Origin of the sequence: Streptomyces sp. NPDC016459 (assembly GCF_040632845.1) — a bacterium.
Lineage (GTDB): Bacteria > Actinomycetota > Actinomycetes > Streptomycetales > Streptomycetaceae > Streptomyces.
Genome location: NZ_JBEYCR010000004.1, coordinates 287442 through 305807 on the forward strand (window position 1 = coordinate 287442; position 18366 = coordinate 305807).

Consider the following 18366-nt stretch of genomic DNA (forward strand, 5'->3'; position numbering starts at 1 on the left):
CCCATGCTCCCCTTTCCCCCCGGGGGCGGGCACTGGTGGTGGTCGGCTGCGACTTTGGTCGTCGGCGGACGAGACGAAAGAGAGACGCCCGGGCGCCGGGCCGCGGCCTACGGTGCGAGCGTGGATCTCATGTCGAAGTCGGGGGCCCGGAGTTCGTACGGGGCCGGAGCCGGGGGCAGGGCCGTGCTCGCCGCCGGGTGGGCCTGGTTCGCGGTGCCGGGGCAGTGGTCGGGGCGCAGGACCACCGGTGAGGTGGCGCTCGCCGCGGTCGTCGCGCTGCTCGGCGCCGGGACCGAGGACCTGCTGGGCGGCGAAGGGTGGCGGGTGGTCTGGGTGGCCGCCGGCTCCGCCGTGCTGTCGCTGGTGCGGCGCAGACTGCCCGCGGGCGTCCTCGTCCTGACCGCCGGGCTCACACCCTTCGTACCGGGCTTCGGGCCGCTGCTGCTCGTCGTCGGCTGGTCGTCCGGGCGGTACGTCGCGGGCGCCGGGCGGGCGCTCGCCGCGTACATCGCCGCCTTCGTCCTGAACGTCGGGGGGAGCCTCATCGGGCCCTGGGACCGGCAGCGGCTGCTCGCCATCGCCCTCACGGCAACCCTCTACTACCTGGGCACCACGCTGGCCCCCGGGCTCGCCCACCGTTACTGGACCCAGCGACGGACCCTGCTGCACGCCCTCCAGGAGCGGAACGCCCAGCTGGTGCGGGAGCGGACGATGGTGGCCTGGCAGGCCCGGTTGCGTGAGCGGCAGCGGATCGCCCAGGACATGCACGACAGTCTCGGGCACCAGTTGGCCCTCATCGCCGTGCACACGGGAGCCCTTGAGGTGGACCGGGAGCTGAGCGAGCGGCAGCGCGAGGTGGTCGGGGTCCTGCGGAACGCGTCGGTGACCGCGATGCACGAGCTGAGGGAGGTCGTCGGGATACTCCGCGACGGCGTCGAGGCCGTCGACGGGACGACCTTGGTCCTCGGGCGGGCCGGGGACGAGACGGGGCGGGCAGCGCGGGGGATCGCGGGCATCGAGGGCCTGGTGGAGGCGGCGCGGGCGTCCGGCACCGCGGTCGGGCTGCGACGGTCGGGGGAGGAGCGGACACTGGCGCCGGCCGCCGACCACGCCGCGTACCGGATTGTGCAGGAGGCCCTGACCAACGCCTACAAGCACGCGCCGGGCGCCCCGATCGGCGTCGAACTGCGCTACGAGCCGGACACCTTCGTGGTGGAAGTCCTCAACGAGCAGCCGACGGACGGGCCCGCCAAGGACGTGGTGAGCGGCGGCCAGGGACTGGACGGGCTCGCCGAGCGGGCCCGCCTGGTGGGCGGCATGTGCCACGCGGGTCCGGCGGACGGGGGTGGCTTCCGGGTGGCCGGGATGCTGCCGTACGGGGCGGCGCCCGTCGCGGAACGGGCGCCTTTGGTCGATGTGGCCGACGACTTCCGGCAGCAGACCACGAGGCCGCTGGTCGGCGATGGTCGTCCGGTCGTGGTCGGACCGGCCGACTGGACGTTCACGGAGCGGGAGCTCGCCATGGCGATGCGTGGGGGCAGGAGCAGAAGCACGGGCGGTTCGATAGCGCTGGGCTGCGGGATCGCGTTCGCGGCGCTCGTGCTGCTGATGGTGGCGGGGGGATTCGGCCTCTACTTCCTGATGGGGTCGCTGAAGGAGGGGATGATCGAACCCGAGCAGTACGACGCGGTGAAGGTGGGGATGCCCGAGAAGGAGGTACGCGACCAGCTTCCTTCGGGCGACACGATCGCCACCGCGGGTCTGAGCGCCAAGGGACCCGACAGACCGGAGGGCGCCAGCTGCCTGGTGCTGATGTCCTCGGAGATGGGCGAGACCTTCGAGACGGAGCCTGTCTTCCGGTTCTGTTTCAAGGACGGCAAGCTGATCGAGAAGAAGTCGTACGAGGTCGAGGCGCGGTAGCGTCGATCCGCCCGTACCGAAGCCGTGGGGGACAGCAGTGGCAGGGCAGCCGATCAGGGTCGTGATCGCCGACGACGAGCCTCTGATCAGGGCCGGGATCCGGATGATTCTCACCTCGGACCCGGAGATCGAAGTCGTCGGCGAGGCAGCCGACGGGCGGCAGGCCGTCGAAGCGGCTCGGGCGCACGCCGCCGACGTGGTGCTCCTCGACATCCAGATGCCGGTGCTCGACGGCCTCTCGGCTCTGCCGGAGCTGCGCCGCACGGCGCCGAAGGCCCGGGTGATCGTCCTGACGACGTTCGGCGAGCGCGAGAACGTCCTGCGGGCGCTCGAGCACGGGGGAGCCGGGTTCCTGCTCAAGGACACGGCGCCCGCCGAGCTGATCCGGGCGGTGCGGGCGGCCGCGGCGGGTGACGCGTATCTGTCTCCGGCGGCGACCCGTCATGTGGTGGAGCGGCTCGCCACCGGGCGGGAGGCGGCCCGCGCGGAGCAGGCGCGGGGAAGGGTCGCGGGGTTGAGCGAGAAAGAGCGCGATGTGCTGGCTCTGCTCGGGGAGGGCCTCTCCAACGCGGACGCGGGGAAGCGGCTGCACATGAGCGAGGCCACGGTGAAGACGTATGTGAGCCGGATCCTCGCCAAACTGGACTGCGAGAATCGGGTACAGGCGGCGCTGCTGGCGCGGGACGCGGGGCTATAGGGGGGCCTTCGGCCTTCGGCCTTGGGCTTTTGGCTTTCGTGCTGGAGGTGGATGTGGAGGGGCGGCGGCGCCGGGGGATCAGTGTGCGGGGCTGTCGGGGAGGTCGGTCGGGGGGGCGGTGGGGTCGGCCGCGTTGTAGCGGAGCAGGTAGGCGGCGAAGCGGGCGAGGTCCTCGGGCTGCCAGTCCTTGAGGCGTTCCTGGTAGGCCGCGCGCCGGCTCGTACGGGCCGAGGTCAGCACCCTGGTGCCCGCCTCCGTGGGGTGCAGGACGTGCACGCGGTGGTCGTCGGGTGCGGGGCGGCGCTCGACGAGGCCGAGCTTCTCCAGGCCCGCGATCTGGCGGCTGACCGTCGACTTGTCCAGCAGGTAGTGGGCCGCGAGATCGGTCGCGCGGCAGCCGCTCTGTTCCTCGATGTGGGCGAGGAGCGTGTACGAGACGAGCGGGAGCTCGGGGTGGACCCGGGCAGCGGCGGCGCGGGCTCGGCGCGCGAAGGCCGTCAGCTCACGCTGGATGACGTCCACGGACGCCTCGCGTAGGGGCTCTGCGGCGGGCTCTGCGGCGCCGTTCCTGGGGGCGGTCATGGGGGCTCCCTCGTGATGGATGGGCCCTGTTGGCCCACCACGACCTTTCGGTTGTATAGTACAACGGGTCTTTAGTTGTAAAAGCCAACCATGGAGGTCGCGGTGTCCGCAGGACCGAACACCACCGGGGCGCTGCGGCACGTCCTCGGACATCTGCTCACCCCGTTGCTGATGTGCGTCGGCATGGGGCTCGCCTACCTCGGCGCGTTCCACGCCCCCGCACCCCACGATCTGCGCGTCGACGTCGTCGGCTCCGGGCCCACCGCCCAGATCCTCGCGCAGACCCTCCAGGACAAGGGCGCCGGCGCCCTCGACGTCCGTACCGTCGCCGACCGGGACACGGCCGTCGCCGCCTTGCGCGAGCAGGGCAGCTTCGGTGCCTACGTCCCCGGTGAGAAGCCCGAACTGCTCATCGCCTCGGCCTCCTCCGACACCAGCGCCATGGCCGTGGAGAAGGTGTTCACCAAGGTCGCCGCCGACCAGGACGCCCCGCTCAAGGTCACCGACGTGGCGCCCGTCGCCTCCGGCGACCCCACCGGCCAGGGCGTCTTCTTCCTGCTCGTCGCCCTCAGCATCGGCGCGTACGCGTCGGTCGCCGTCATCGGCGGAGCCGGTGCCGTCCTGCCCATGCGCGTGCGGGTCCTCCTCGCGGCAGGGATGTCCCTCGTCGTCAGCCTGATCGGGACTCTCTTCGCCGGACCGGTATTCCACCTGGTCGACCAGGGACTCGGTGGCGTGTGGGCGCTGTCCTGGCTGTACGCGGCGGGCATCCTGCTCGTCGGTGTCGGCCTCCACACCTTCCTGCGCCGCTGGACCACGCTCGGTGTGATGGTCCTCTTCGTCATGCTCAACTTCACGAGCTCCGGCGGCATCTACCGGCCAGAGCTCCAGCCCGGCTTCTTCGGCGCACTGCACGCGTTCTGGAACGGCGCGGGCTTCATCGAGGGCGTACGCGGCCATGTGTACTTCGGCGGGCACGCGCTCGGCGGGCACGTCCTCGTCCTCGCCCTCTGGTTCCTCGTCGGAGCAGCCCTCGTCACCGCCGCCGGGATCACGGAGGCGAGGCGTGGCCGCGCGGGCGGGCCGGCACAGGGCACGCGCGGCGCGGCCAGGACCCAGGAGGAGAGGGCTGAGGAGGAGAGGGCTGAGAGGGAGAAGGCCGAGGACAAAAGGGCTCGGGAGGAGAGGGCTCGGGAGGAGAGGGCTCAGAAGGAGGAGGCCGAGGAGGAGATGGAGGAGGCTGTGGCGGTCTGAGGCCGTCGCGGGACCCGTCCGCCGTCGGCCTGTCCGCATAGTTGTCCACAGGCGGGTGGCCGGCGTTGTCCACAGGGGGAGACGCTCGCTCGGGTGCGGCGGTACCGTCAGCCTCGGATGATGTTGGACTTACACATCGGGGGAGGGCGTGCCATGGACGAGATCCTGGCCGGAGTACCGGAACAGCGCGGTTCGGACGGAAGCCCGGAGGACGTGCGCGTCCCGCACGTACCGGGGTTCGCGCGGCGCGCCGCCCTCGGTGGCGGGAGCGACCAAAAGGAGCGGGGCAAGAAGCTCAGGGAGCGGGTCCCACGCTCCGCCCACTCCCGTCCGGCCCTCGCCGCCGACCGGCCGGACGCGGTCCGGGCCGTCGAGGAGTCGAGCCGCGACCGAGTCCCCGAGCTCGCGCCGATACGGATCGGCAGGATGGCGGCCAGCCCCTTCGCGTTCCTTCGCGGATCCGCCGGACTGATGGCCCACGATCTCGCCGACACCCCCGTCACAGGGATAGCCGCCCAGTTGTGCGGCGACGCCCACGCCGCCAACTTCGGGCTCTACGGCGACGCCCGCGGCCGCCTCGTCATGGACCTCAACGACTTCGACGAGACCGTCGTCGGCCCCTGGGAGTGGGACCTCAAGCGGCTCGCGACGTCCCTGGTCCTCGCGGGCCGTGAGGTGGGCGCGAGCGAGGAGATGTGCCGGGCCGCCGCCTTCGACACCGTCGGCGCCTACCGGCGCACCATGCGACTGCTCGCCCGGCTCCCCGCGCTCGACGCCTGGAACGCGATCGCCGACGAGGAACTCGTCTCGCACACCGACGCCCGTGATCTCCTCGGCACCCTGGAAGAGGTGTCCGCCAAGGCCCGCAACAACACGAGCGCCCGGTTCGCCGCCCGGTCGACCGAGGCCGTGACCGACGCGGAGGGCGGCGGCCGCCGGTTCGTCGACGCCGCCCCGGTCCTGCGCAGGGTCCCGGACGCCGAGGCCGCCGTCGTCGCCGCCTCCCTCGGCCCGTACCTGGAGACGGTGTCCGAGGACAGACTGCCGCTGCTCGCGCGGTACGCCGTTCACGACGTGGCCTTCCGGGTGGTCGGCACCGGCAGCGTCGGCACCCGTTCCTATGTCGTCCTGCTCCTCGACCACCGAGGAGAGCCGCTCGTGCTCCAGGTGAAGGAGGCCCGTCCGTCCGCGCTGCTGCCGCATCTGCCGGCCGTGGGTTTCCCCCTGCCGGAGCCCGGCCACGAGGGGCAACGGGTGGTGCTCGGACAGAAGCGGATGCAGGTCGTCAGCGACATCCTGCTCGGCTGGACCACGGTCGACGGGCGCCCCTTCCAGGTGCGCCAGTTCCGCAACCGCAAGGGCAGCGTCGACCCCGCCGCCCTCACCGTCGAGCAGGTCGACGACTACGGCCGGATGACCGGCGCGCTGCTGGCCCGCGCCCACGCCCACAGCGCCGACCCGCGCCTGATAGCCGGGTACTGCGGCAAGAACGACCGGTTCGACGAGGCCGTCGCCTCCTTCGCCGTCTCCTACGCGGACACCACCACCGCCGACCACGCCGACCTGCTCTCGGCGGTCCGCGCGGGCCGCATAGCGGCGGAACTGGGCGTCTGACGGCTGGGGGGTCTCGGGGGAGGTGGGGAGCGGGCGGTAGCAGTAGGCGGGGGCGGGGGCGGGGGCGGGGGCGGGAGGGGGGAGGGGGAGGCCCCCGAGGTCCTCTCAGGCCCGTAGGCTGGGGGGACGAGGCCGAACGAGGACTGGGCGGGCGTGGACGTGAGCGTGGACCAGGGTGTGAACGAAGGGCCCGGGGACGAGCGGCCCAGGGCCGAGGAGCCTGGGGACGAGCGGTCCGAGGCCGAGCTGCCCGGGGGCGAGAGGCCTGGGGATCAGCGGCCCGAGGCTCGGCTTGAGCGGGCTGTGCGGGTGGCTGAGCAGGCACTGATCGAGTTCGAGATCGCCGTCGAGACCTTCCGGGTCGAGGTGGACAACTTCTCGCGGCTGCACCACCAGAAGCTCGGCCCGATGTACGCGCGGCTCGACGAGCTCGACGCCCGGATCGCCGAGGCACGGGCGGCACGCAGCGGTGACCCCGAGGATCTGCGGCGGGCGCAGGAGGCGCGGGCCGCGGTCATGCCGATGCCCGGGGTGGACGAACTGTTCCACGACTGGATCGACTCCGACGGCCTCTCCCCCGAGGCGGAGGCCATGCTCACCGACCGGCCGGTGCAGCCGCCGAAGAGGGTTCGCCCGGGCGAGGAGGTCCGCAGGCTCTACCGGGAGCTGGCCCGCAAGGCCCACCCCGACCTGGCCCGCGAGGAGGACGAGCGGAAGCGGCGCGAGGAGTTCATCACGCGGGTGAACGCCGCCTACGCCCGGGGCGACGAGGCACTGCTCCGTGAGCTCTCCGCGGAGTGGGAGGCCGGTCCCGTGCCGGTCGAGCGGCTCAGCGAGAGCGAGGAGCTGTACGCGCGTCTGGAGTGGCTGGCGCAGCGCAAGGACATGCTGTCGGCGCTGGCGCGCGAGCTGGAGGAGAGCGCGATCGGGGCGATGCTGCGGATGGCGCCGGACGACCCGGACCGGCTCCTGGAGGAGATCGCGGAGCAGCTGCTCGCGCAGGTCTCCGAGCGGGAGAACGAGCTGTCCGAACTGGTGCAGTAGGTTTTTCCGTGCGCTCGATCTCCTTCGGGCGGTACTGACGAGAGAAGGCCGGTCCCATGAATTTCTCCCCGCTGCCCTCGGTGGACGCGGCTTCCGTGCCGGCGGATGCCCTGGTGCTGGACGTCAGGGAGGACGACGAGTGGGCGGCCGGTCATGTCGAGGGCGCGCTGCACGTGCCGATGAGCGACTTCGTGGGCCGCTTCGGCGAGGTGACGGAGGCCGTGGCCGAGCGTGGTCGCGCGTATGTGATGTGCCGGGTCGGTGGCCGGTCGGCGCAGGTCACGCAGTATCTGGTGCAGCAGGGCTTCGACGCGGTGAACGTCGACGGCGGGATGCTCGCCTGGGACGGTGCCGGGCGTCCGATGGTGACGGGGGACGGCAGCCCGGCGTTCGTCCTCTGATGTCCACCGGCGCCTAGCCGAGGGGGTGGGCGGCCAGCAGGTCGCCCTAGGCCTCCTCGTGGGCCGCGGCGGGGCCGAATGACGTCGGTGTGGTGGAGGCTACGAAGTCGAGCCGCACTTCGGCGCGGAGCTCGCCGTGGGTGAAGTACTGGGCGGCGAGGCCGAGGTCGTCGTGTGTGCGGGGGAGCAGGTCGGCGCCTCGTCAGCGGTCGAAGTCCAACTCCACGTCCGCCGTGACCGGGTGGGACTGGCAGGCGAGGACGTATCCGGCTTCGGTCTCCTCCGGTTCCAGTGCGAAGTTGCGGTCCATCCGTACCTCTCCGCCGACGAGGAAGGCGCGGCAGGTGCCGCACACTCCGCCCTTGCAGGCGTACGGGGCGTCGGCTCGGGCGCGGAGCACTGTGTCGAGGAGGGTCTCGCCCCGGTCCACCGGCCAGCTGCCGGATCGGCCGTGCAGGGTCGCGGTCAGGGTGGCGTGCGCGGGCGTGTCGGTCGCGGGGACCGCGGTGGGCGCGGAGCCGTCGTCGACGTGGAAGATCTCCTGGTGGATCCGGCCGCGGTCGACCCCGAGGCCGCGCAGTGCCCGCTCGGCGCCCTGCACGAGTCCGAAGGGGCCGCAGAGGAACCAGCCGTCGATCGTGTCGACCGGCAGCAGCGCGGGCAGCAGTTCGGCGAGCCGCTCGCGGTCGAGCCGACCGGACGGCAGTCCCGCCTGCTGTTCCTCCCGGGAGAGGACGGTGACCAGCTGGAAGCGGTCGGGGTAGCGGTCCTTCAGGTCGGCGACCTCGTCGAGGAACATCGTGGACGCGGCGGTGCGATCGCTCCGCACCAGGCAGAACCGGGCTTCCGGTTCGCGGGCGAGCAGGGTGGCCGCGATCGACAGGACGGGGGTGATGCCGCTGCCGCCGACGACGGCCGCGAAGTGGCCGGGGCGCGGGGCGAGGGTGAAGCGGCCCATGGGCTCCATGACCTCGACGAGGTCACCGACGGCCAGTTCCTTGAGCGCGTACGTCGAGAACGAGCCGCCGTCGACGAGACGGATGCCGACGCGCAGGACGGGGGGTTCGCCGGCCGGGGCGGCGGGAGCGCAGATGGAGTACGTGCGGCGGATCTCCTCTCCCGCTTCGCTGCTGCGGCGCAGGGCGAGGTGTTGGCCGGGGAGGTGTCGGTACGCCTCGTGGAGTTCGGGTGGGACGGCGAAGGTGACGGCCACGGAGTCGTCGGTGAGCCGCTCGACCTCGCTCACCTTGAGCGGATGGAACCCGGCCCGCCCCGGGGATCCCTCCCGGCGGGGGCTGGGGGAGCCTGAGGTCGCCATCTACAACTCCTTGAAGTGGTCGAACGGTTCGCGGCAGGCGGTGCAGCGGCGCAGTGCCTTGCACGCGGTCGAGGAGAAGCGGCTGAGGAGCTCGGTGTCGGTGGAGCCGCAGTGGGGGCAGCGGATCGCCAGGGTCAGCGGCACCGGTCCGCCGTCGGGGCCCGCGGGGCCCTGGGGGCGCGGCGGAGCGACGCCGAACTCGGCCAGCTTCCGGCGGCCTTCCTCGCTGATGTCGTCGGTGGACCATGCGGGGGCGAGGACCGTGACGACGGAGACTTCCGGCACTCCGTGCTCGTGGAGCGCGCGCTCGATGTCCGAGGTCATGGCCTCGACGGCGGGGCAGCCCGTGTACGTCGGGGTGAGGGCGACCTCGACCCGGCCGGGGCCGGTGACCTGGACGCCGCGCAGCACGCCGAGCTCGGCCAGGGTGATGACGGGCAGCTCGGGGTCGAGGACGGCGCCGGCGATCCGGCTCAGTTCCTCCTCCAGGGCGGTCATGGTCACCATGTCGCCCCCGGGTGGCTGCGGTGCAGGTGCTGCATCTCGGCGAGCATCTGTCCGAAGGGTTCGGTGTGCAGGCCCTGTCGTCCGGCTCCCGCGCGCCAGGCGCCGGTGCGGGGCCCGGAGGGCACGGTGAGCGTGGCCCTGCCGAGGACGTCCGTCACCGAGGCCAGCCAGGCGCTCTCCATGGCCGCGTGGTCCAGGTCGAGGCCTTCGACGGGCTGGAACAGCTCGCCCGTGTACCGCCAGAGGGCCTCGCTGGCCCTGCGCATCCGCTCGTGGCTCTCGGCGGTGCCGTCGCCGAGGCGCAGGGTCCACTGCTCGGCGTGGTCCTGGTGGTAGGCGACCTCCTTGACGGCCTTGGCCGCGAGGCCGGCGAAGGGTCCGTCGCCGGACGCGAGCTGCCCGTAAAGAAGGCGCTGGTAGGTGGAGAAGTAGAGCTGTCGGGCGATGGTGTGGGCGAAGTCGCCGTTCGGCTGCTCGACCAGTTGGACGTTGCGGAAGGAACGCTCCTCGCGCAGGTACGCCAGTTCGTCCTCGTCGCCGACGAGTGAGAGCAGGATGCGGGCCTGGCCGAGGAGGTCCAGTGCGATGTTGGCCAGGGCGACCTCCTCCTCCAGGACGGGGGCGGAGCCTGCCCACTCCCCCAGGCGGTGGGAGAGGACGAGGGCGTCGTCGCCGAGGGCGAGGGCGGCTCCGGCGATCACGGTGCCCTCGCGCGTGTCGGGGGTGCTCACAGGTGCTTCACCCCCTCCGGGATCTCGTAGAACGTCGGGTGGCGGTAGGCCTTGTCCGCGGCCGGCTCGAAGAAGGGGTCCTTCTCGTCGGGGGAGGAGGCGGTGATCTCCGTGGAGGGGACGACCCAGAGCGACACGCCTTCGCTCCTGCGGGTGTACAGGTCGCGGGCGTTGCGCAGGGCCATCTCCGCGTCGGGCGCGTGGAGACTGCCCGCGTGGGTGTGGGACAGTCCGCGGCGGGAGCGCACGAACACCTCCCACAGTGGCCAACCGTCGCTCGTCATGCCTGTGCCTCCCCGTCCTTGCCGGTGTGCTTGTGCTTCTCCGCGTGGGCGGTCGCCGCTTCCCTGACCCAGGCGCCGTCCTCGTGGGCCTGGCGTCGCTTGCTCAGCCGCTGGTCGTTGCAGGGGCCGTTGCCCTTGAGGACGTCCCGGAACTCGGCCCAGTCGATCGGGCCGAAGTCGTAGTGCCCGCGCTCCTCGTTCCACCGGAGGTCGGGGTCGGGGAGGGTGAGTCCGAGCGCCTCGGCCTGCGGCACGGCGATGTCGACGAAGCGCTGGCGGAGTTCGTCGTTGGAGTGGCGCTTGATCTTCCAGGCCATCGACTGGGCGGAGTGCGCCGACTCGTCGTCCGGGGGGCCGAACATCATCAGGGAGGGCCACCACCAGCGGTCCACCGCGTCCTGCGCCATGGCGTGCTGGGCCTCGGTGCCCCGGGAGAGGGCGAGCAGTGCCTCGTACCCCTGGCGCTGGTGGAAGGACTCCTCCTTGCAGACCCGGACCATCGCGCGGGCGTACGGCCCGTACGAGCAGCGGCAGAGCGGGACCTGGTTGGTGATCGCGGCCCCGTCCACCAGCCAGCCGATCGCGCCGACGTCGGCCCAGGTCAGCGTCGGGTAGTTGAAGATCGAGGAGTACTTCTGGCGGCCTGAGTGGAGCTTGTCGAGCAGCTCGTCCCGGCTGGTGCCGAGGGTTTCGGCCGCGCTGTACAGGTACAGGCCGTGGCCGGCCTCGTCCTGGACCTTGGCCATGAGGATCGCCTTGCGCCGTAGTGAGGGCGCGCGGGTGATCCAGTTCGCCTCCGGCTGCATGCCGATGATCTCGGAGTGGGCGTGCTGCGCGATCTGCCGGACGAGCGAGGCCCGGTAGGCCTCGGGCATCCAGTCGCGCGGCTCGATTCGCTCATCGGCGGCCACGGCGGCGTCGAACACGGCCTCGTGAGCGGCCTGCTCCGCCGCCACGGCCGCGTCCGACACGCCGGGCACGCCCGTGGTCACTGCCGTCCCTGCCGTCACTGCGGTCATCGGACCCCCTACCGACCGATCGTTCGGTTGAATGACTTCAATGGTGAGTCGACGGCCCGTATGGTGTCAACCCTGTGGATAACCGAGGTGGGCCGATCGGGATCGGGGCGGAATGGACGCGGACGTCGAGAGGGACGCGGCTGACGTGCACGACGGCCCTCCTGCGGCCCCGGCGGAGCTCCTCGCCGACACTCCGGAAACCACTCCCGCGGCGGACAGCGCGACCACAGGGATCATGGCTCTCTCCCTGCCCTACCAGGTCGTCCTCGCCGTGGCGCTGGCCGTCGCGGGGGTGTTCGCCTGCGTCCATCTGGCGATGGTGTTCCTGCACGTGGCGCCGTCCAACACGCTGACCAAACGGCACGGTCAGGCCGTCGACGACTGGGTCTACCCCGAGTTCGAACAGAACTGGAAGCTCTTCGCGCCCAATCCGCTCCAGCACAACATCTCGGTCGAGGTCCGCGCCGAGCTCGCCACCGCCGACGGCGCCCTGAGCACGACCGGCTGGATCGACCTCACCGCCCAGGACACCGAGACGATCCGCCACAACCCCCTGCCCAGCCACGCCCAGCAGAACGAACTCCGTCGGGCCGTGGACTTCTACCTCGGCTCGCACTCCGACGACGACCGCCCCAACGGGTCGCGCGGCCGCCTCTCGGAGGAGTACATGCGCCGGATCGCGATGCTCCGCCTCGACGCTCTCCCCGCCCTCGAAGGCCCCGACGGGCGGACGATCACCGGGGACGTACGGCGGGTCCAGCTGCGTACCGTCACCCGGCCCGTCGCCGCCCCCCGGTGGAGCACGGAGGAGACCGACACCGCCCCCTCCTACCGCGACTTCCCGTGGTGGCCGGTCACCGAGGCCGACCGGCCCGCCGAACCCGACCGGAGCCACGCGGTGGCCGGCCGCAGCCGCACGGAGGCGGACCGATGAGCACCCGCAGCCCTGCCCCCACCCCCACTCCCCCGGTCCCTGGCCCTGGCCCTGCCGCGGGCACCGACACGCGCGCGCGTACCCGCGAGCCTTTCGACCGCCGGCTCGCCCGCGCCGTCCAGAACGTCACGGGCCGCTCCCTCGGCCCCTACCAGACCGCGATCGTGCGGATCGGCTTCTCGCTGACCTGGCTGATCTTCCTGCTGCGCGAGCTGCCGCACCGCCACGAGCTGTACGGTCCCGACGGTCCCTGGTCCTGGGAGATGGCCCGGCGGCTGATCGCCGACAACCGCTCGTTCACCGTCCTCATGTGGTCGGACGGCCGGATCTGGTTCGAGTTCGTCTACGGGCTCGCCGTGCTCTCCGCCGTGCTCCTCCTGGTCGGCTGGCGCACCCGGGCCGTCTCGGTGGTCTTCATGGTCGGGGTGCTCTCGCTGCAGAACCGCTCCGTCTTCGTCGGCGACGGCGGCGACAACGTCCTGCACCTCGCCGCGATCTACCTCGTGCTGACCCGCTGCGCCCAGGTGTGGTCCCTCGACGCCCGGCGGGCGGCCCGCGACGTGCGCGCCGCCGTGGCGGGCGAGCCACCGCGCGACGATCGCGTCGGCCCGCTGCTGTGGACCGTGCTCGGAGGCTTCCTCCTCGCCACGACCTGGTTCAGCGAGATCACCGGCGAGTGGTGGCTGCCCGTCCTGCTATGGGTCCTGTGGCTCGGCAACGGCCTGTGGTGGCTGGTCCGCCGGTACGCGCCGGACGAACCGCGCACCCTGCTCGACGCCCTCGCCCACCTCGCGCACAACACGGCCCTGTTCGTGATCATGGCGGAGGTCTGTCTGATCTACGCCACGGCCGGCTGGTACAAGATCCAGGGCTCGCGCTGGCAGGACGGCACCGCCTTGTTCTACCCGCTCAACCTCGACTACTTCACGCCCTGGCCGGCCCTCTCCGAGCTGCTCGGAGCCAGCGGGGTCATGGTGATGCTGCTGACCTACGGCACGGTGATCATCCAGGTTGCCTTCCCCTTCACGCTCTTCCACCGCAAGGTCAAGAACGTCCTGCTGGTCGCGATGATGCTGGAGCACGCCGGGATCGCGGTGCTCCTCGGACTCCCGGTCTTCTCGCTCGCGATGATCTCCGCCGACGCCGTCTTCCTGCCGACGCCCTTCCTGGTGGCGCTCGGCGCGTGGGTCGCGCGCCGCCGGGACCGGCTGCTGCGGCGCCCGCCCGCCGGGGCACTGCCCGAGCAGCGCCGTACGGGTGAGGAGCACGGTCCCCGTACCCTCGTCGGGTGAGCACCACCGAAGAGAAGCCCGCGGCCGAGGCCGGAGTCGAGGCCGCTGCCGGGGCCGTCGAACCGGCTCAGTACGACGAGGGCTTCGGCCCCGAGGTCGGCGTCGGGCCGCATCCGGGGCCGTGGCCCGAGGACGAGCGATACGACCCCGAGCTGCTCGCCGGCGGCGACCGGCGCAACGTCGTGGACCGTTACCGGTACTGGACGCGGGAGGCGGTCGTCGCCGACCTGGACACCCGGCGCCATGACTTCCATGTGGCCGTGGAGAACTGGGGCCACGACTTCAACATCGGCTCGGTCGTACGGACCGCCAATGCCTTCCTCGCGAAGGAGGTCCACATCGTGGGCCGCCGGCGCTGGAACCGCCGGGGCGCCATGGTCACCGACCGCTACCAGCACGTCCGGCATCACCCGGACACCGAGTCGCTGATCTCGTGGGCGGCGGCCGAGGGCATCGCGGTCATCGGCATCGACAACCTGCCGGGCGCCGTACCGCTGGAGCGGACCGTGCTGCCCCGCCGCTGCGTGCTGCTCTTCGGGCAGGAGGGCCCGGGACTCACCGAGGAGGCCCGCGCCCACGTCGAGATGGTCTGCTCGATCGCCCAGTTCGGCTCGACCCGCTCGATCAACGCCGGGGCCGCCGCCGCCATCGCCATGCACGCCTGGGTGCAGCGCTACGCGGAGATCGAGAGCCCCTAGAGGGGGCCCCGGCCCCCCGGAGGTCCCCAGCCCCCAGCGGGCGTGGAGGCCCCCCGTGGAGCCTCCACGCGCGCGTGCCTCAGGCCTGGCGGCGGACCTCCACCACCCGGAAGCGGTTGGAGACGAAGGCGCCGTCGCACAGGGCCGCGTTCGCCGCCGGGTTGCCGCCGGAGCCGTGGAAGTCGGAGAACGCGGCGGTCTGGTTCACGTACACCCCGCCCGTGAGGTTCAGCGAGAGCTGGGCCGACTCCTCCAGGCAGACCTCCTCCACCGCGCGCTCGGTCTCCGCCGACGTCGTGTAGGCCCCGACCGTCATCGCGCCCTTCTCCCGCACCGTGCGCCGCAGCAGCTCCAGAGCGTCGTCGGTGGAGTCCACCGAGACGGCGAAGGAGACCGGTCCGAAGCACTCCGAGAAGTACGCGGCCTGGGCGTCCGGCTTGGAGCCGTCCAGCTTCACGATGACCGGCGTACGCACCACGGCGTCCGGGTACTCCGGGTTGGCCACCTCGCGGGAGGCGAGCGCCACCTCACCGAGACCCGCCGCGGCCTCCAGGCGCGCCTTCACGTCCGGGTTGACCAGGGTGCCGAGCAGACCGTTCGCCCGGGCGTCGTCGCCGAGCAGACCGTCGACGGACGCCGCGAGGTCCGCGACGACCTCGTCGTACGACTTGGGGCCCTGGTCGGTGGCGATGCCCTCGCGGGGGATCAGGAGGTTCTGTGGGGTGGTGCACATCTGGCCGCTGTACAGGGACAGCGAGAACGCCAGGTTGGCGAGCATGCCCTTGTAGTCGTCGGTCGAGTCGACCACGACCGTGTTGACGCCGGCCTTCTCGGTGTAGACCTGGGCCTGCCGGGCGTTGGCCTCCAGCCAGTCGCCGAACTCGGTGGAACCGGTGTAGTCGATGATCCGGATCTCGGGACGCACGGCCAGCGTCTTGGCGATGCCCTCGCCCGGCCGCTCGACGGCGAGCGCGACCAGGTTCGGGTCGAAGCCGGCCTCGGCGAGCACCTCGCGGGCGACACGGACGGTGAGCGCGAGCGGCAGGACCGCGCGCGGGTGCGGCTTGACGAGGACCGGGTTGCCGGTGGCGAGGGAGGCGAACAGGCCCGGGTAGCCGTTCCACGTGGGGAAGGTGTTGCAGCCGATCACCAGGGCGACGCCGCGGCCGACCGGGGTGAACTCCTTGCTCAACTCCAGGGGGTCGCGCTTGCCCTGGGGCTTGGACCAGTCGGCGCGTCCCGCGGGGGTGCGGGTCTGCTCCGCGTAGGCGTACGCCACGGCTTCGAGGCCCCGGTCCTGCGCGTGCGGGCCGCCGGCCTGGAACGCCATCATGAACGCCTGCCCGCTGGTGTGCATCACGGCATGGGCGAACTCATGGGTGCGGGCGGAGATCCGGGCGAGGATCTCCAGGCAGACCAAGGCGCGGGCCTCGGCCCCCGCGTCGCGCCAGGCGCCCGTCCCCGCGCGCATCGCGGGCAGCAGGACGTCGATGTCCGCGTGCGGGTACTCGATGCCGAGCGACGGGCCGTACGGCGAGGTCTCGCCGCCGGTCCAGCCGTCCGTGCCGGGCTGGTCGAGCTCGAAGCGACTGCTCAACGTGGCCTGATGGGCGGCGAGGCCCGCCGCCGCGTCGAGCGAGCCGTCCGCCCCGTACGCCTTCGGGTGCTCGGGGTACGGCGACCAGTAGGCACGGGTCCGGATGGTGTCGAGCGCCTGGTCGAGCGTGGACCGGTGCTTCTCGGCCAGACGGTCGGTGGTCAGCTGAGCGGTGGCCATGGATGGACCAACTCCTCGTCGAGCTGGGCAGGGAGACGCGTACGGAGTTAGAGTAACCGAACGATCGGTCGGGACAAGGGGGTCCGTCGATCCTGTGGAAAACCCATCGGGGAGGATCACCCCTATGAGCGCCAACGTGACCGTCAGGGGGAGCGACGACGTGACCGCCAGTGAGCCCACCGCCCTCGCACAGGACCGCACCGTCGCCGTCGTCGGCACGGGGACCATGGGCCAGGGCATCGCCCAGGTCGCCCTGGTCGCCGGCCACCCCGTGCGCCTCTACGACAGCGCCCCGGGCCGCGCCGGTGAGGCCGTCGCCGCCCTCACCGCCCGCCTGGACCGGCTCGTCGAGAAGGGCAGGCTCGACGCCACCGCGCGCGAGGCCGCCGTCGGGCGGCTGCACGCCGCGGAGGACCTGGCCGAACTCGCCGACGCGGCGCTCGTCGTCGAGGCGATCGTCGAACTGCTCCCCGTCAAGCAGCAGCTCTTCGCCGACCTGGAGAACGTCGTCGGCGACGACGCCGTCCTCGCCACCAACACCTCCTCGCTCTCCGTCACCGCCATCGCGGGAGGACTGCGGCTGCCCGGCCGGTTCGTCGGACTGCACTTCTTCAACCCGGCGCCGCTGCTCCCGCTCGTCGAGGTCGTCAGCGGCTTCGCCACCAACCCGGACGTCGCCACGCGCGCGTACGACACGATGAAGGGCTGGGGCAAGACGCCGGTGCGCTGCGCGGACACTCCCGGCTTCATCGTCAACCGGGTCGCGCGCCCCTTCTACGCGGAGGCCCTGCGGGTCTACGAGGAGGGCGCCGCCGATCCCGCCACCATCGACGCGGCCCTGCGCGACTGCGGAGGCTTCCGCATGGGCCCCTTCGAGCTGACCGACCTCATCGGCCAGGACGTCAACGAGGCCGTCACCCGGTCCGTGTGGGAGTCCTTCCACCGGGACCCGAAGTTCACGCCCTCGCTCGCTCAGCGGCGGCTCGTGGAGTCCGGGCGCCTCGGCCGCAAGACCGGCCAGGGCTGGTTCTCGTACGCGGAGGGCGCCGAGCGGCCGAAGCCGCACACGGCGCCGCCGGCGAAGGCCCCCACGAAGATCGTCGTCCGGGGTGACCTGGGTCCCGCCGAGCCGCTGGTGGGGCTCTTCGAGGAGGCGGGGATCGAGGTCCGGCGCAAGAAGGGCTTCGGATTCATCGAGCTGCCCGGCGGGGGTGAGCTCAACCTCGCGGACGGGGAGAGCTCCTTCGAGTACCCCCGGGAGGAGATCGTCTACTTCGACCTCGCACTGGACTACGCGCGCGCGAGCCGGATCGTCCTCTCCACCAGGGAGGGCACGGCGCCCGAGACCCTGGACAAGGCCGTGGGCCTCTTCCAGGCCCTCGGCAAGAAGGTCTCCGTGATCGGTGACGTGCCCGGCATGATCGTGGCCCGTACGGTCGCCATGCTGGCCGACATCGCGGCCGACGCCGTCGACCGGGGCGTCGCGACCGCCGAGGACGTGGACACGGCGATGCGGCTCGGGGTCAACTACCCCGTCGGCCCGCTGGAGTGGGCCGCCGAGGTGGGATACCAGCGGATGTCCGGGCTCCTGGGGGAGCTGCACGAGCGGTACCCGACGGGGCGGTACGCGCCGGGCGTCGCCCTCGTGCGCCGGGGGTACGCCGAGGAGGCGGAGGACTCCCGATGACCACCGTGAAGCGCGACACGTACACCCCCGAGACGCTGCTCTCGGTCGCCGTCCGGATCTTCAACGACCGGGGCTACGACGGCACCTCCATGGAGCACCTCTCCAAGGCGGCCGGGATCTCCAAGTCGTCGATCTACCACCATGTGTCAGGCAAGGAGGAGCTGCTGCGGCGGGCGGTCAGCCGGGCGCTGGACGGGCTCTTCGCGATCCTCGACGAGCCGGGCGCCGGGCGCGGCCGGGCCGTCGAGCGGGTCGAGTACGTCACGCGGCGGACGGTCGAGGTGCTGATCGCGGAGCTGCCATACGTGACGCTGCTCCTTCGGGTGCGCGGCAACACGAGCACCGAACGGTGGGCCATGGAGCGGCGTCGCGAGTTCGACCACAGGGTGGCCGAGCTGCTGAAGGCCGCCGCCGAGGAGGGTGATCTGAGGGCCGATGTGGACATCCGTCTCGCGACCCGGCTGCTCTTCGGCATGATCAACTCGCTGGTGGAGTGGTACCGCCCGCATCCGGACGCGACGGCGGAGCGGGAGCAGCTCGCGGAGACCGTCGCCCGTCTGGCCTTCGACGGGCTGCGGACGGCTCGCTGAGGGCGCTGCGGACGGCT

At 72.1% G+C, this 18366-nt stretch carries 18 protein-coding genes; 11 read left to right on the plus strand and 7 right to left on the minus strand.

The features are described 5' to 3' along the window. Positions 1-129 precede the first annotated feature (129 nt). Positions 130-1920 (plus strand): histidine kinase, encoded by a 1791-nt coding sequence (locus ABZ567_RS13745; protein WP_360788820.1) that lies wholly within the window; start codon positions 130-132, stop codon positions 1918-1920. A 37-nt stretch (positions 1921-1957) separates the two neighbouring features. Next, complete coding sequence (locus ABZ567_RS13750; RefSeq protein WP_360788283.1) at positions 1958-2617, plus strand: response regulator transcription factor; 660 nt, start codon at positions 1958-1960, stop codon at positions 2615-2617. 78 nt (positions 2618-2695) lie between these two features. On the opposite strand, the gene ABZ567_RS13755 is transcribed toward ABZ567_RS13750, so the two are convergent. Beyond that, positions 2696-3199, minus strand: a complete 504-nt coding sequence (locus ABZ567_RS13755) for a MarR family winged helix-turn-helix transcriptional regulator (RefSeq protein ID WP_360788286.1) — start codon at positions 3197-3199, stop codon at positions 2696-2698. A 90-nt stretch (positions 3200-3289) separates the two neighbouring features. Between ABZ567_RS13755 and ABZ567_RS13760 the strand changes: the two genes are divergently transcribed. The 4 genes from ABZ567_RS13760 (at position 3290) to ABZ567_RS13775 (ending at position 7512) form a co-directional block, all read left to right on the plus strand. Then, entirely contained in the window at positions 3290-4453 is a 1164-nt protein-coding gene (locus tag ABZ567_RS13760) for a hypothetical protein (protein ID WP_360788289.1), read from the plus strand. 153 nt (positions 4454-4606) lie between these two features. After that, positions 4607-6067, plus strand: a complete 1461-nt coding sequence (locus ABZ567_RS13765; RefSeq protein ID WP_360788292.1) for a DUF2252 domain-containing protein — start codon at positions 4607-4609, stop codon at positions 6065-6067. Between the two features lie 246 nt (positions 6068-6313). Continuing rightward, positions 6314-7111, plus strand: coding sequence for a hypothetical protein (locus ABZ567_RS13770; RefSeq protein WP_360788823.1), 798 nt, complete (start codon positions 6314-6316; stop codon positions 7109-7111). Positions 7112-7167: 56 nt separating this feature from the next. After that, positions 7168-7512, plus strand: coding sequence for a rhodanese-like domain-containing protein (locus ABZ567_RS13775; RefSeq protein WP_360788295.1), 345 nt, complete (start codon positions 7168-7170; stop codon positions 7510-7512). A 202-nt stretch (positions 7513-7714) separates the two neighbouring features. Here ABZ567_RS13775 and ABZ567_RS13780 read toward each other — a convergent pair whose 3' ends face one another. From ABZ567_RS13780 to paaA, 5 genes are read right to left on the minus strand one after another with little or no spacing between them, the layout of a single operon-like run. Continuing rightward, a complete protein-coding gene (locus ABZ567_RS13780) occupies positions 7715-8830 on the minus strand; it encodes a 2Fe-2S iron-sulfur cluster-binding protein (protein ID WP_360788298.1) in 1116 nt (371 codons plus the stop codon). Then, positions 8831-9337, minus strand: coding sequence for a 1,2-phenylacetyl-CoA epoxidase subunit PaaD (gene paaD / locus ABZ567_RS13785; protein WP_360788301.1), 507 nt, complete (start codon positions 9335-9337; stop codon positions 8831-8833). Further along, positions 9331-10068, minus strand: coding sequence for a 1,2-phenylacetyl-CoA epoxidase subunit PaaC (gene paaC, locus ABZ567_RS13790; protein ID WP_360788304.1), 738 nt, complete (start codon positions 10066-10068; stop codon positions 9331-9333). The genes paaD and paaC overlap by 7 nt, the downstream gene beginning before the upstream one ends. Beyond that, positions 10065-10352, minus strand: coding sequence for a 1,2-phenylacetyl-CoA epoxidase subunit PaaB (gene paaB / locus ABZ567_RS13795; RefSeq protein ID WP_360788307.1), 288 nt, complete (start codon positions 10350-10352; stop codon positions 10065-10067). The genes paaC and paaB overlap by 4 nt, the downstream gene beginning before the upstream one ends. Then, positions 10349-11371, minus strand: coding sequence for a 1,2-phenylacetyl-CoA epoxidase subunit PaaA (paaA, locus tag ABZ567_RS13800; protein ID WP_360788309.1), 1023 nt, complete (start codon positions 11369-11371; stop codon positions 10349-10351). The genes paaB and paaA overlap by 4 nt, the downstream gene beginning before the upstream one ends. 112 nt (positions 11372-11483) lie before the next feature. Here paaA and ABZ567_RS13805 point away from each other — a divergent pair, with 112 nt between their 5' ends. The 3 genes from ABZ567_RS13805 to ABZ567_RS13815 are packed head-to-tail and all read left to right on the plus strand — an operon-like array spanning position 11484 to position 14295. Continuing rightward, on the plus strand, positions 11484-12305 hold the full coding sequence (locus ABZ567_RS13805) for a DUF5819 family protein (protein ID WP_360788312.1): 822 nt from the start codon (positions 11484-11486) through the stop codon (positions 12303-12305). Further along, positions 12302-13597, plus strand: a complete 1296-nt coding sequence (locus ABZ567_RS13810) for an HTTM domain-containing protein (RefSeq protein WP_360788315.1) — start codon at positions 12302-12304, stop codon at positions 13595-13597. The genes ABZ567_RS13805 and ABZ567_RS13810 overlap by 4 nt, the downstream gene beginning before the upstream one ends. Next, complete coding sequence (locus tag ABZ567_RS13815; RefSeq protein WP_360788317.1) at positions 13594-14295, plus strand: TrmH family RNA methyltransferase; 702 nt, start codon at positions 13594-13596, stop codon at positions 14293-14295. The genes ABZ567_RS13810 and ABZ567_RS13815 overlap by 4 nt, the downstream gene beginning before the upstream one ends. A gap of 79 nt (positions 14296-14374) precedes the next feature. Here the strand turns inward: ABZ567_RS13815 and paaN are convergent, their stop codons facing one another. After that, positions 14375-16072, minus strand: coding sequence for a phenylacetic acid degradation protein PaaN (gene paaN / locus ABZ567_RS13820; protein ID WP_360788320.1), 1698 nt, complete (start codon positions 16070-16072; stop codon positions 14375-14377). A 124-nt stretch (positions 16073-16196) separates the two neighbouring features. On the opposite strand from paaN, the gene ABZ567_RS13825 reads away from it, so the two are divergent. After that, positions 16197-17759, plus strand: a complete 1563-nt coding sequence (locus ABZ567_RS13825) for a 3-hydroxyacyl-CoA dehydrogenase (protein ID WP_360788323.1) — start codon at positions 16197-16199, stop codon at positions 17757-17759. Continuing rightward, the gene (locus ABZ567_RS13830; RefSeq protein ID WP_360788325.1) at positions 17756-18349 is read left to right on the plus strand and encodes a TetR/AcrR family transcriptional regulator; all 594 of its coding nucleotides are present in this window, start codon (positions 17756-17758) and stop codon (positions 18347-18349) included. The genes ABZ567_RS13825 and ABZ567_RS13830 overlap by 4 nt, the downstream gene beginning before the upstream one ends. Positions 18350-18366 lie beyond the last annotated feature (17 nt).